Annotated in this window: 5 protein-coding genes; all 5 read right to left on the bottom strand. The window is 64.1% G+C overall.

All coding sequences use genetic code 11. From position 1 onward, the window contains the following. Positions 1-413: 413 nt before the first annotated feature. On the bottom strand, positions 414-3,617 hold the full coding sequence (locus NKH60_RS12355; RefSeq protein WP_352872259.1) for an efflux RND transporter permease subunit: 3,204 nt from the start codon (positions 3,615-3,617) through the stop codon (positions 414-416). Then, complete coding sequence (locus tag NKH60_RS12360) at positions 3,614-4,720, bottom strand: efflux RND transporter periplasmic adaptor subunit (protein WP_352681567.1); 1,107 nt, start codon at positions 4,718-4,720, stop codon at positions 3,614-3,616. The genes NKH60_RS12355 and NKH60_RS12360 overlap by 4 nt, the downstream gene beginning before the upstream one ends. 496 nt (positions 4,721-5,216) lie before the next feature. Then, positions 5,217-6,716, bottom strand: a complete 1,500-nt coding sequence (locus NKH60_RS12365; RefSeq protein ID WP_352681463.1) for a helicase HerA domain-containing protein — start codon at positions 6,714-6,716, stop codon at positions 5,217-5,219. 150 nt (positions 6,717-6,866) lie between these two features. Beyond that, positions 6,867-8,933 carry a PAS domain-containing hybrid sensor histidine kinase/response regulator gene (locus NKH60_RS12370; protein ID WP_352872261.1) on the bottom strand — a complete coding sequence of 689 codons (2,067 nt, stop codon included), beginning with the start codon at positions 8,931-8,933 and terminating at the stop codon, positions 6,867-6,869. Between the two features lie 52 nt (positions 8,934-8,985). Then, a complete protein-coding gene (locus tag NKH60_RS12375) occupies positions 8,986-14,697 on the bottom strand; it encodes a HAMP domain-containing protein (RefSeq protein WP_352818793.1) in 5,712 nt (1,903 codons plus the stop codon). Between the last annotated feature and the right edge of the window lie 35 nt (positions 14,698-14,732).

Consider the following 14,732-nt stretch of genomic DNA (forward strand, 5'->3'; position numbering starts at 1 on the left):
CAATGCGGCATGGCGAGATTCACGGAAACAAAGCCGGCGTCCAGGCGCCGCCTGAGGAATTGGACGACGGCCGGCGCCACGAAGTTGACGCCGCGGGCGCCGCACCCGCCTGATCGGCTGCCTGCAGGTCTGTCGGCGCACGGTGATCGCGTCGGGCGGAAGCAGACATCGCAAGCGAGGACTCCGGAGGTCGCGGTTGCGCCCTCAAGCCCCGCCTGGTCGACCAGATAGAAGATCGCATTGGCCTCTCCGCCCGGCATCGTCTCGCTGAACTGGATGCGGCTGTCAGGCTGGATCAGACCGAGCAGGGTCTCCGCGGCACCTCGACGCCGAGGTTGCGCAGATCGTAGCCGTTGCCGCGCCGCGCCGATTTTCTGGAGTGATAACCGCGCTCGCGCGGCGAATTCGTAACCCTACTCGGCGGCCGTCTCCGATGGCGCCTCTGCCGGCCCCGAAGGTTCGGCCTCGGCACGGGGCTTGCGCCGTGAAAACAGCGACCTGAGCGTGACGTAGAACACCGGCGTCAGGAACAGGCCGACGAAGGTGACGCCGAGCATGCCGGAGAATACCGCGGTGCCGAGCGACTGGCGCATTTCTGCGCCCGGTCCCGTTGCGATCATCAGCGGCACGACGCCAAGGATGAACGAGAAGGCGGTCATCAGGATCGGCCGCAGCCTGAGCCGGCAGGCTTCGACGGCAGCCTCGGCGGCCGACAGCCCGCGTTCCTGCGCCTGCCGCGCGAATTCGACGATCAGGATCGCGTTCTTCGCGGCAAGCCCGATCAGCACGATGAGGCCGATCTGCACGAGGATGTTGTTGTCCAGCCCTCGGAAAGACACGCCGAGCAACGCCGCGAGCACGCCGAGCGGCACCACCAGCACAATGGCGAACGGCAGCACCCAGCTTTCATATTGCGCCGCCAGCGCCAGGAACACGAACAGCACCGACAGTCCGAAAATATAGACAGCGGCATTGCCGGTGTTGCGCTCCTGATAGGCGAGCTCGGTCCATTCATAGGAGGTACCGGCGGGCAGCGTCTTTGCCGTGATCCCTTCCATCAATGCCAGCGCGTCGCCCGTGGAAACGCCGGGCGCGGCGTTGCCCTGCAGCGGCACTGAGACGTACATGTTGTAGCGCTGGACCAGCGCCGGGCCGGTGACGTCGCGGATCTCGATCAACGTGCCGAGCGGAACCAGCGCGCCGGTCGCCGAGCGCACCTTCAGTTTCAAGATGTCGGCGCGATCGAGGCGGAACGCCTGGTCGGCCTGCGCCCGCACCTGGTAGACGCGCCCGAACGCGTTGAAGTCGTTGACGTAGGCGGTGCCCAAATTGATCGACAGCGTCTCGAAGATGTTGGGGATCGGCACGTTCAGGATGCGCGCCTTGTCGCGATCGATCTCCAGGAAGAATTGCGGGCTCGACGCGGAGAAGGTGGTGAACACGCCCGTCAGCCCCGGCGTCTTGTTGGCCTTGCCGGCGATTTCGTAGGCAAGCGCCAGGATCTGCCGCATGTCGGCGCTGTTGCGCTCCTGGATCTGCAGCTTGAAGCCGCCGGCATTGCCGACGCCGCGGATCGGCGGCGGTGGCAGTGCGATAATGAAGGCTTCCTTGATGCTTTGCAGGCTGCCGAACAGATTGCCGATGACCTGGGTCGCCGACTGGCCGGCTTTCAGTCGCTCGTCAAACGGCTTGAACCTGGCGAAGATCACGCCCGCGTTGCTGGCGTTGGTGAAGGTCGCGCCGGAGAAGCCGGCGAAGGCGACAGCGTAATCGACGCCTGGCGTTTTCTGGATGATCTGCGACGCCTGCTGGATGACCGAATCGGTCCTCGACAGCGAAGCGCCGTCCGGCAACTGGACGACGACGATCGCATAGCCCTGGTCAAGCGACGGAATGAAACCGCGCGGCACCGCCTGCACCATGTAGACCGTGGCGTAGATGAGGGCCGCGAAAACGGCCAGCATGGCGGCCATCGTTATCCACGAGCCGACCAGCACGCGGATAATGCTCGAATACCAATGGGCGACCCTGTCGAAGCCGCGATTGAAGCCGTCGGCGAGCGCCCGTCCGAACCGCGCCAGGAAAAAGCGCGGCGGCGCCGCCGCGGCGTGATGCGGCTTGAACAGCAGTGCGGCCAGCGCCGGCGAAAGCGTCAGCGAATTGAATGCCGAGATCGCCGTCGACACCGCGATGGTGATAGCAAACTGCAGATAGAACTGCCCAGAAATGCCGGGGATGAAGGCTGTCGGCACGAACACGGCTATCAACACCAGCGAGATCGCGATGACGGCCGTTCCGACTTCGTCCATGGTCAGGTGCGACGCCGGACTGGGCGCCAGCCCTCTGGCGATATTGCGCTCGACGTTTTCGACCACGACGATCGCATCGTCGACGACGATGCCGATCGCCAGAACGAGGCCGAACAGCGTCAGCATGTTGAGCGAGAAGCCGGCGGCGTAAAGTACCGCCAGCGTGCCGATCAGCGACACGGGAATCGCCACGATCGGCACGATCGCCATGCGCCACGATTGCAGGAAGACGATGATAACGATGATGACCAGCAGCATCGCCTCGAGGATCGTCTTGTAGACCTCCTGGATCGACTCGGCGACGAACTCGGTCGGATTGTAGACGATGTCGTAGTTCAACCCCTTCGGGAAGTCGCGGGAAAGCTCCTTCATCTTGTCCTGGATCTCCGCGGCTGCGGCGAGCGCATTGGTGCCCGGCCGCTGGAAGATGGCGAGCGCCACCGCCGGTTTGCCGTTGAGATAGGAGTTGGTGACGTAATCCTTGGCGCCGAGCTCGATGCGCGCCACGTCCTGGAGCGAGATCAGGCGGCCGTCGTCGGTCGATTTGACGATCACGTATCGGAAGTCGCGTGCGTCGTTGAAGCGGCCTTGCGTTGTGACCGTGTACTGGAACGCCGTGCCGGTGCTGGTCGGCGGCGCGCCGATCGAGCCGCCCGACACCTGGACATTCTGGTCGCGCAGCGCCTGCACCACATCGCCCGAGGTCATCCCCAGGGCGGACAGTTTTTCCGGATCGAGCCAGATGCGCAGCGAATATTCGCGTTCGCCGAAGATGATGAGGTCGCCGACGCCGTCTAGTCTGAGCAGTATGTCGCGCACCCGCGAGCGGGCGTAGTTCGAGACGTAGAGTTGGTCGTAGGTATTGTCGGGCGACAGCATGTGCACGACCATCATCAGGTCGGGCGAGGTCTTGGTGGTGGTGATGCCGAGGCGGCGGACTTCTTCGGGCAGGCGCGGCTCGGCGACCGACACGCGGTTCTGCACCAGCACCTGCGCCTGGTCGAGATCGGTGCCCAGCTTGAAGGTGATGGTCAGCGCCATCGCCCCGTCGCCCGACGAATAGGACGACATGTAGAGCATGCCCTCGACGCCGTTGATCTCCTGCTCGATCGGCGTTGCCACCGTCGCTGCGACCGTCTCGGCGTCTGCGCCCGGATACTGGGCGCGAACGACGATGGTCGGCGGCGCGATCTCGGGATATTGCGCGACCGGCAGCTGGGTATAAGCAATCCCGCCGAGGATCAGCAGGACGATCGAAACGACCGATGCGAAGATCGGACGGTCGACGAAGAAATGTGCGAACCTCATTGCTGCAACTCGGCGGTCTCGGCCCTGGGCGGCAACGTCACCATCTCGACCTTGACCTTGGTGCCGGGCCTGGCGTGCATCAGCCCGTTGACGATGATCGTCTCATCGCCGGTCAGGCCCTGGCGGATCACCCGGTAGCCGTCGAGAAGCGGGCCGGTGCGCACGGGCTTCGCCGACACCATCCCGGCCTCATCCACCAGGAACACGATGCGGCGATCCTGATCGGCGCCGATCGCCTCGTCGGGCACCAGCACGCCGCTATGCGGCAGCGACCCCGGCACGTTGATGCGTCCGAACATGCCTGGCTGGAGAATGCCGTCGGCGTTGGGAAACCTTGCACGCACCCGCATGGTGCCGGTCGCGTTGTCGATCCGGTTCTCGGCAAAATCGAGCTTGCCTTTGAATACCGCCTCCGCGCGGTCGGCGACGCGAACCGCCACCTCAAGCCCGCCGGCGCCTTCCTGCATGCTGCCGCCGCGCTCCTTCGCGTCGCGGGCGTAGCTGAAATACAGGCGCTCATCGACGTCGAAATAGAAGTCGATCGGATCGCGCGTAACGATGGTCGTCAGCAAGGTGGAATCCGGCTGCACGAGGTTGCCGACCGACACCAGCCGGCGGTCGATGCGGCCGGACAAGGGCGCCTTGATCTCGGTGAATTCCATGTTCAGTCTGGCCGTCGTCAGCGCAGCCGTCGCGCCCTGCATCTGCGCCTGCGCCGAAAGGTATTCCCGCCGGCGGTCGTCGACCGTCGCGGTTGAGATATTGCCGGTCTTGGCGAGTTCGTCGGCGCGATCCAGCTGCATCTTGGAGAATTCGAGCAGACTCTTGGCGACGTCCACTTGCGACTTGGCGGCATCATAAGCCGCCTGGTACGGACGCTGATCGATGGTGAAGAGCAGGTCGCCCTTGTTGACCAGTGCGCCGTCCTGGAAGCTGACCTTGTCCAGATAGCCGCTGACGCGCGAACGGATGGCGACCTGGTCGAGGGCTTCGAAGCGCCCGACGAACTCGTCGTCTTCGACGATTTCACGGACCACCGGCTTGGCCGCCGTCACCACGGGTAACTGTTGGTCCTGCGCAAACGCAGTGCTGCTGAAAGCCATGCCGAGCAGGAATGCCGCCAACACGGCGGCGCGGGTAAGCCAGCCGGCCGATCGACAGGGTCGCCCGCCCGCGTCGCGATGCAATTGCCCATTCTCTTGGGTGTCCATTTGCGTCCTCGCTCGCTGGACCCGGAGGTCGGTTGATCCGCTTCTACGCTCAGGCTTTTCGTCGAAATCAGAGCACTACAGTGTGTGCATGGCAACATGATCATTTTCGATGTGGGCTGAAATGTCCACCCTGTGGCTGCCCCGCCACCCGCCACTTGCGATGCAAATCCACCGGGCGGTCCGGGGATGCCATTGAGAGGGGGGCGGCTAGACCTGGGAACAGACCTTGGTCCCGTCGGGCTGAACGTCCGCAATCCTTCTTCAAACGTTAAAGCCGCCATTTCGCTATCGGCCCCAAACGCGACGTCTGAGTACTGGTTCGGCGATGAACACTCTGGCGCTTGCTGATGTTGAGCGACGTCAGCTTTCGCCCAAACCGCGTCAGCCCTTACACCACCAACCTCCCCTGCTCCGCGTCCTCTGCATTGGGATCGCCCGGCGCGGTCGCCCAGGCGAGCTCCACCAGCGTCACCGTCCGCCTTCCAACCCCGTCGAGCTGGCAGACGATCAGCCCCTGCTCCTCGATATATATCAGCAGGCGCCGGGCGCGGCGTAGCGAGTGCGAGCCGTAGGCGCGGGCGATCGCCGCGTCGCTCGGGCAGGGCCAGCCCTCCTTGGCGGCGCGGGCGATCATCATGAACACGCCTTGCATGTCCTCGGGGAGCAGCGAGGCGCGCGCCGAGACGTCCTGCCAAGCGTCATCGCCTGCCATGTCGGAGCCGAGGCCGGCGCGGGCGCGGGTCAGCATGCGGCGGAACTCCGGCAGGTCCGGCACGACCGAGGCGAGGCCCTCGATGCGGCAGCGGACCACGAACTCCTGATAAAGCACGCCGATGACCCGGAAGCCGGCATCGGGTTGCGCCAGCACGGCGCGCAGCACCCGGTCGACGCGCTCGCGGCGCTCCGCCAAATCCTCGGCGCTGATCGGCGGCTCCACCGCTTCGGGGCGGATTTCCAGCGCCGCCGATTTCGCCGCCATCAGCTGGTCGAGCAGGTCCGGCGACGACCGGCGCTGCGGCCGGACGGTTTCGGGCGGCGAGGCCGCCAGGATGATCGCGCGCGCGTCCTCCAACGCCGATTCCGGCAGCGGCATCAGGCGCGGGGTCGCGTTGCGCGGACTTGTATCGGTCGGGCCGATCCGCAAGCCCAGCGGACGGCGCGACAGCGCCGGGCCGAGCGCCATGAATTGCCCGCGCTCGAGGTCGCGAAAAGCCTCCGCCTGGCGCCGCTCCATGCCGAGCAGGTCGGCGGCGCGCGCCATGTCGATATCGAGAAAGGTCCGGCCCATGAGGAAATTGGAAGCCTCGGCCGCGACGTTCTTGGCAAGCTTGGCCAGCCGCTGGGTGGCGATGATGCCGGCCAGCCCGCGTTTGCGGCCGCGGCACATCAAATTGGTCATGGCGCCGAGCGAGAGCTTGCGCGCCTCGTCGGAAACCTCGCCGGCGACAGCCGGCGCGAACAGCTGCGCTTCGTCAACCACCACCAGCATCGGGTACCAGTGGTCGCGGGCGACCTCGAAAAGCCCGCCGAGAAAGGCGGCGGCGCGCCGCATCTGGTTCTCGGCGTCGAGCCCCTCGAGATTGAGCACCGTGGAGACGCGGTGGATGCGCGCCCGCTCGCCGGCGCTCTGCAGGCCGCGCTCGGTATGCTCCTCGGCGTCGATCACCAGGTGGCCGAAACGGTCGCCCAGCGTCACGAAGTCGCCTTCGGGGTCGATGATGGTCTGCTGCACCCAGGGCGCGCTCTGCTCCAAGAGCCGGCGCAGCAGGTGGGACTTGCCGGAGCCCGAATTGCCCTGCACCAAAAGGCGGGTCGCCAGCAGCTCCTCGAGATCCAGCGCCGCCGGGGCGCCTGCGCTCGTCTGGCCCATCTCGATCGCAACGGTCATGTCTCGACTCTCCTTGCGGAGAGGGCTTATCAATCGCATCACAGCCCGTCGAGCGCGGCATGGCCGGCGCTCCGTGTTGCGCACAGGCTGGATGTCGCGGACGATCGAGGATACGGAACGTACCGTTTCGATTCGATGAGGCTTGTCTCCTCAGGTCGAAAACCGGTACCCGCCTTTCACCGGCTGGGCCTGCCTGGCTTTCTGCGAGCCGGCGCGCGCGGCCGCTGCAAGAATGCTCTCCACAAGATCCTTGTCGCGCAGCGGTTTGCCGAGCAGCGGCACGTCGGGGGGCCGGCCGGCGATCGCGTCGGCATCGGCATATCCGGTTATCATCACCGCCGGCCAATCGGCCCGCAGATTGCGGGCGAACCGAATGACCTCCAGGCCCGAGACGAGCGGCATGGCAAAATCGGTGACGATGACATCGAAATCGTACGGCGCGCGCTCGATCATCGCCAGCGCTTCGGCACCGCCCGCGGCACAGGTAACCGCAAAGCCGTGTTGGCGAAGCGATTGCGCCGTCAGTTCCCGCAGTACGTTGCTGTCGTCGATCAGCAGGACCGATGGATAGTCCTCGCCGGCATTCACGACGCTGTCGTCGGCATCGGATTTCTCGGGGATTTCGACCGGACGCTCGATTGAACGCGGCAGCCAGAGCTGGACGGATGTTCCACTGCCGACGGTGCTTTCCATGCGAAGCGTGCCGCCCGATTGCTTGACGAAACCATGCACCGTGCTCAGACCGAGGCCAGTGCCCTTGCCGACCGGTTTTGTGGTGAAGAACGGTTCGACGACCTTGGCGAGAATGTCAGCCGGTATGCCCGACCCGGTGTCCTTGACGGTGACCACGACATAGTCGCCCGCCGAAATATCCTCGGCTGCACGGCCTAGCGTTCGATTTTGCGCCTCCACGATTATCGTGCCGCCGGACGGCATGGCATCGCGCGCGTTGAAGACCAGGTTCATCAGCGCGAGCTCCAGCTGGCTGGCATCGACATGCGCCGGCCACACAGTGTCGTCGACAAGCCAATCGAAACGGATCAGGCCGCCCAGGACCGGGGCCACCAACCCGTTCATTGTATCGCCGAGCGCGGCGAGGCGCACGGCCTGCGGCCTCAGCGTCTGGCGGCGCGAGAACGCAAGCATGCGGTTGACGAGCTCGGCGCCTTGTTTTGCCGACCGGCGTGTCAGTTCCAGAACCTGCCTGGTCTGTCCATCGAACTCGGCGTGGCGCTCGAGCAATCCCAATCCGCTGAGAATTGCGGCAAGCAGATTGTTGAAATCATGCGCCAGCCCGCCGGTAAGCTTGCCGATCGCATCGAGGCGCTGCGATTGCAGCAGCTGGTTCTCAAGCTCGCGCCGCTCGGTAACGTCCAGCAACGTGCCGAGGATCTCAGGCTCTTTGCCGTCGGAGCCATTCGACAGGACGCCCTGGTCGAGAAAAATCCGGTAATTGCCGTCGGCGCATTGCCAGCGGAATTCGCAGGTGTAGGAGCCGGCGGCCTTGGCTGCGAGCAGGACCTCCCTCACTCTCGGCAGATCGTCGGGATGAACCCGGCTCAGGCCGAAGCCTGGATCGGATGTCAGGCGTTCGGGAGGAAAGCCGGTCAGGCGTTCGACCCCTTCGGTGACAAAGCTGGCGCCGAACGGCGGCTCCGCCGCCCTTGCGTGGAAGCAGACCGGAAGAGAGCTCAAAATGGCATGCTGCCGCTCCTGGGCGCTGCGCAGGGCTCGCTCGGCCTCGAGCTTTTCCTTCTGCGCCTGCAGTGCCTGGGCCAGCAGCCGTTGCTCGGCAGCCGCCTTTTGCTGGATTTCCAGCGTCTTCTCATGAAGTTCGACGAACACGGCGACCTTGGAACGCAGCATGGCCGGGTCGAAAGGCTTGAACACGTAATCGACCGCGCCGGCGTCGTAGCCGCGCAGCATGTGCGCGTCTTCCTTGTTGATGGCGGTGAGAAAAATTATCGGCGTTCGCCTGGATTGCTCGCGCTGGCGGATCAATCCCGCGGTCTCGTAGCCATCCAGCCGGGGCATCAGCACATCCAGCAGGATGACTGCGAAATCCTCCTTCAGCAGTGCGCGCAACGCCTCTTCGCCCGACTGCACGCAGACGACTTCACCGATAGGGGCCAGAACCTCGCCGATCGCCAGCAGATTGCGCTCGTCGTCATCCAAGGCCAGGATGCGCGCCTTTGCCGGCCCTGCTGCCGGCGCCATAACCTCCAGCTTCCTTGCTCCGTTTCTCGACAGTTTCTGCATCGAGCGGCCGTCAGTTCACTGCCATGAGCGTCTTTTCCGGACCATGAACACGGGATCGCGAACGGCCGATCCAGACACGCAGCAATGCCAGCAGCAGATCAAGGTCGACAGGCTTGGCGATGTAGTCGGAGGCGCCGGCGTCGAGGCACTTCTGCCGGTCGCCCTTCATTGCCTTGGCTGTGACCGAGATCAACGGGATATGGGCGATCGCCGGCATGCTGCGGATCTGCCGCATCGTCTCGTAGCCATCCATTTCCGGCATCATGATATCGATCAGTGCCGCATCGATGTCCGGGCTCTGCTCCAGAAGCGCGATACCTTCCCGGCCACGCTCCGCATGCAGCACCTGGATGTCATAGGTCTCGAGAACGCTGGTGAGTGAATAGATGTTGCGGATGTCGTCGTCGACGATGAGGACCTTTGCGCCGGCGAGGTCGAACTTGTCCGGCTGTTCGGCTGCCGCACTATTGTTGTCGTGGCCTCGCCCCGGGAGCGTCGCGGATATCAGGAGAGCCAGCTGCGCGAAATTCTCCGCCCGCGGAACGTCCGCCAATGCCGGATGCAAGGCGAGCGACTGTTGCAGCGCTTCCGGATGAGGCGCAAAGAACAGCAGCCGCGACACCGACTGTCCGAACAGGACGGCAATCTCATCCAGCATCTGGGCGTTGTCCTTGGCCGAGCGGCCAAAGCCGAGCACAACGGCATCATAGTTGGCGATGCCGATATCGTCCGCATTCGCGGCGACGCGGCCGATCGCGGTGACCGAGGTGACGCCGTCGCGGATCGCCTCGATCAGCGAAAGGCGGCGCTCGGGATCGGGATCGGCAATCAGGACGCGGCTCTGGACGCGGAGCTTTCTGGAATGAATATCCTGGAAGACCTTCATCAGTTCGTCCGACGATACGGGCTTGGTTGAAATGCTGGATGCACCCTTGCGGGCAAGCACCTCGATGTCTTCGGCGCCCGAGATGACATGAACGGGAATGTCCTTGGTTTTCGGGTCATGGCGAAGCAGATCGAACAGCACCCAGCCGTCGATATCCGACAGTCCGAGATCGAGCGTAATCGCGTCGGGAACCAGCTTGCGTGCCAAAGCCAGCGTGCCGGAGCCCGCGGTCGACAGGACGCCTTTCAGCCCGGCCGAACGTGCAAGGCCGAGCAGCAAACCGCCGAAGGTCGGGTCGTCCTCGACGATCAGCACGACCCGATCTTCCGACGAGATCGTGTCGCGGTCATCGAGCAATTCGGAGGACGGCGGGCTCGGCTGCACCGTCGTCGCGGCCACCTCCATCGCCGGCAGCAACGCCGCTTGCGGGGCCAAGGCCATCCGGGGTCCGTCGAATGGAATGACCAGAGTGAACGTCGAACCCTTGCCCGGCGTGCTCTCGACCCTCAATTCGCCGCCAAGCAGCCGGGCAATCTCCCGGCTGATCGAAAGCCCAAGCCCAGTGCCGCCATATTTGCGGCTTGTGGTGCCGTCGGCCTGCTGGAAGGCTTCGAAGATCAGCTTCTGCTTGTCCTGCGGAATACCGATGCCGGTATCGCTGACGACGATCGCGAGCGCCTCCATGGGTTGCGCCGAACCGTTGTGACGGCCCGCCTTTTCGGCCCGGAAATTCAAGCGGACCTCGCCTTGCGAGGTGAACTTGAACGCGTTCGACAAAAGGTTGAGCACGATTTGCTGCAATCGCTTCTCGTCGGTGCGGACGGTCTCCGGAAGCTCGGGATCGACGTTGATGGTGAAGCCAAGTCCCTTGTCGGTCGCCAGTTGCCGGAAGGTTCGCTCCATGTGCTGGCGAAGATGCACCACCGGCATGTCGTTGATGTCGATCGAGACGGTGCCCGATTCGATCTTCGACAGGTCGAGGATGTCGTTGATCAGGCTCAAAAGGTCGGTGCCGGCCGAATTGATGGTGCGCGCGAACTCGACCTGCTTGTCGTTGAGATTGCCCTGCTGGTTGGTTGCGAGCAGGTTTGAAAGGATGAGCAGCGAGTTCAGCGGCGTGCGCAGTTCGTGGCTCATATTGGCGAGGAATTCCGACTTGTATTTCGAGGTGAGCGCCAGCTGCTCGGCCTTCTCCTCCAGCGCCCGCCGCGCCATCTCGATTTCCAGGTTCTTGTTCTCCACCTGCTTCTTTTCGTTCTCGAGCAGCTGCGCCTTTTCCTGCAGCTCCTCGTTGGTGGCGTGCAGCTCCTCCTGCTTCTTGGTCAGTTCGGTCTGACGCGCCTGCAATTCCGAGGTCAGCAGCTGCGACTGCTTGAGCAGGCCTTCGGTACGCATGGTGGCGGCGATGGTGTTGAGAACGATGCCGACTGATTCCATCAGCTGGTTGAGGAAGGACTGGTGCGTGTCGCGGAATTCGCTGAACGAGGCGAGTTCGATGACGGCCTTCACCTCGTCCTCGAACAGAGCCGGAAGAATGATCACGTTCGCCGGCGCGGCATTGCCAAGGCCGGAGGTAACGCGCAGGAAATTCGGCGGCACATTGTCCAGCATGATGGCGCGCTTGTCGGCGGCACTCTGCCCGACAAGCCCTTCACGCAGATCGAGGCGTTGCTTGATTTCCGCCTTGCTTTCGGCGCCATAGGAGGCGGCGAGCTCCAGATAGAATTCATCCTCGTCGCGGTTGGTCACATAGAACACGCCATATTGCGCATTCACCAGCGGGGCGAGTTCGGACATGATGAGGCGCGAGACCGTGGCCAGGTCACGCTCGCCCTGCAGCATGCGCGAGAAGCGGGCGAGATTGGTCTTCAGCCAGTCCTGCTCGGCATTCTTCAGCGTCTGGTCCTTCAGATTGCGGATCATCTCGTTGATGTTGTCTTTCAGCGCCGCCACCTCGCCGGAGGCCTGGACGCTGATCGAGCGGGTCAGATCGCCCTTGGTCACCGCCGTCGACACCTCGGCGATGGCGCGCACCTGGGTGGTCAGGTTGGCCGCGAGCTGATTGACGTTGTCGGTCAGGTCGCGCCAAAGGCCGGCAGCGCCGGGCACCCGGGCCTGGCCGCCGAGCTTGCCTTCGATGCCCACTTCGCGGGCGACGTTGGTCACCTGGTCGGCGAAGGTCGCCAGCGTCTCGATCATGCCGTTGATGGTGTCGGCGAGCGAGGCGATCTCGCCCTTGGCATCGACCGTCAGCTTGCGCTTGAGATTGCCTTGCGCGACCGCGGTCACGACATCGGCGATGCCGCGCACCTGGTTGGTCAGGTTCGTCGCCATCAGATTGACGTTGTCGGTCAGGTCCTTCCAGGTGCCGGCGACGCCCTCGACCCGCGCCTGGCCGCCGAGCTTGCCCTCGGTGCCGACCTCGCGGGCGACACGCGTCACTTCGCCGGCAAAGGAGTTCAGCTGGTCGACCATGGTGTTGATCGTCGATTTCAGCTCCAGGATCTCGCCCTTGACGTCGACGGTGATCTTCTTCGACAGGTCGCCGCGCGCCACAGCGGTGGTCACCTCGGCGATGTTGCGGACCTGGCCGGTCAGGTTCTCGGCCATCGAATTCACATTGTCGGTCAGATCCTTCCAGGTGCCGGCAACGCCGCGCACCTGCGCCTGGCCGCCGAGCTTGCCTTCGGTGCCGACCTCGCGCGCCACGCGCGTCACCTCCGAGGCAAAGGAATTCAGCTGGTCGACCATCGTATTGATGGTGTCCTTCAGCTCGAGGATCTCGCCGCGCACATCGACGGTGATCTTCTTCGACAGGTCGCCCAGCGCCACTGCCGTCGTCACCTCGGCGATGTTGCGCACCTGGCCGGTCAGATTGGCGGCCATCGCATTGACGTTGTCGGTCAGGTCTTTCCAGGTGCCGGCGACGCCGCGCACCTGCGCCTGGCCGCCGAGCTTGCCGTCCGAACCGACTTCGCGCGCCACGCGCGTCACCTCGGAGGCGAAGGAATTCAGCTGGTCGACCATCGTATTGATGACGTCCTTGATCTGCAGGATCTCGCCCAATGCATCGACGGTGATCTTCTGGGTCAGGTCGCCGGTCGCAATCGCGGTTGCTACCTTGGAGACGTCGCGTAATTGCACGGTCAGATTGCCGGCCATGGCATTGACGTTGTCGGTCAAATCTTTCCAGGTGCCGCCGACGCCCTCGACATGCGCCTGACCGCCGAGCTTGCCCTCCGACCCCACTTCGCGCGCCACACGCGTCACTTCCGAGGCGAAGGAATTGAGCTGATCGACCATCGTGTTGACGGTGTCCTTGAGCTCGAGGATTTCGCCCTTGACGTCGACGGTGATCTTCTTCGACAGGTCGCCGCGGGCAACGGCGGTCGTCACCTCGGCGATGTTGCGGACCTGGCCGGTCAGGTTGGCGGCCATCAGGTTGACGTTATCGGTCAGGTCCTTCCAGGTGCCGCCGACGCCCTTCACCTCGGCCTGGCCGCCGAGCTTGCCTTCGGTTCCGACCTCGCGCGCCACACGCGTCACTTCCGAGGCGAAGGAATTGAGCTGGTCGACCATCGTGTTGATGGTGTCCTTGAGCTCGAGGATTTCGCCCTGCACGGCGACGGTGATCTTCTTCGACAAGTCGCCCGAAGCGACCGCAGTCGTCACCTCGGCGATGTTGCGGACCTGGCCGGTCAGGTTCTCGGCCATCGAATTGACGTTGTCGGTCAAGTCCTTCCAGGTGCCGGCGACGCCGCGCACCTGAGCCTGGCCGCCGAGCTTGCCCTCGGTGCCGACCTCGCGGGCGACACGCGTCACTTCGCCGGCAAATGAGTTCAGCTGGTCGACCATGGTGTTGATGGTCGATTTCAGTTCGAGGATCTCGCCCTTGACGTCGACCGTGATTTTCTTCGACAGGTCGCCAAGCGCCACGGCCGTGGTCACCTCGGCGATATTGCGCACCTGGCCTGTCAGATTTTCGGCCATCAGGTTCACGTTGTCGGTCAGGTCCTTCCAGGTGCCGCCGACACCTTCGACGCGCGCCTGACCGCCGAGCTTGCCTTCTGTACCGACTTCGCGCGCGACGCGCGTCACTTCCGAGGCGAAGGAATTGAGCTGGTCGACCATCGTGTTGATGGTGTTCTTGAGTTCGAGGATTTCGCCTTTCACGTCGACGGTAATCTTCTTCGACAGGTCGCCGGAAGCGACGGCGGTCGTCACCTCGGCGATGTTGCGCACCTGCCCGGTCAGGTTCGTCGCCATGGCGTTGACGTTGTCGGTCAGGTCCTTCCAGGTTCCGGCCACACCTTTCACGCGAGCCTGGCCGCCCAGCTTGCCTTCGGTGCCGACCTCGCGCGCCACGCGCGTCACTTCCGAGGCGAAGGAGGCCAGTTGCCCGACCATGGTGTTGACGATCTTGCCGATGCGCAGAAACTCGCCGCGCAGCTGCCGGCCGTCGATTTCGACCATCATCGTCTGCGACAGGTCACCCTTGGCCACCGCGCCGATGACGCGCGCCACTTCGGCCGTCGGCTGAACCATGTCCTCGATCAGATCGTTGACGGAACGGACGCTCGATTCCCAACTGCCGGTGGCGTTGCGGACACGGCCGCGTTCGCCGATCCGGCCATCCTTGCCGACGACCTTGCTGAGGCGTTCGAACTCGCGCGTGACCTGATCGTTGAGTTCTACGATTTCGTTGAAGGTGTCGGCGATCTCGGAATCAAGGCCGGCGTAGACATTGTCGATACGAACGGAGAAATCACCGCTCCGAAAAACCTTCAGCGCGTTCAGTATTTGACGACGGTCCAATTGCCTTGTGGATGCAAGCACGCTCACAGCGCCCCTCCCAGCTCACGGATTTCTTG

The sequence above is a fragment of the Mesorhizobium sp. M1006 genome, from assembly GCF_040318825.1.
Classification (GTDB): Bacteria; Pseudomonadota; Alphaproteobacteria; order Rhizobiales; family Rhizobiaceae; genus Mesorhizobium.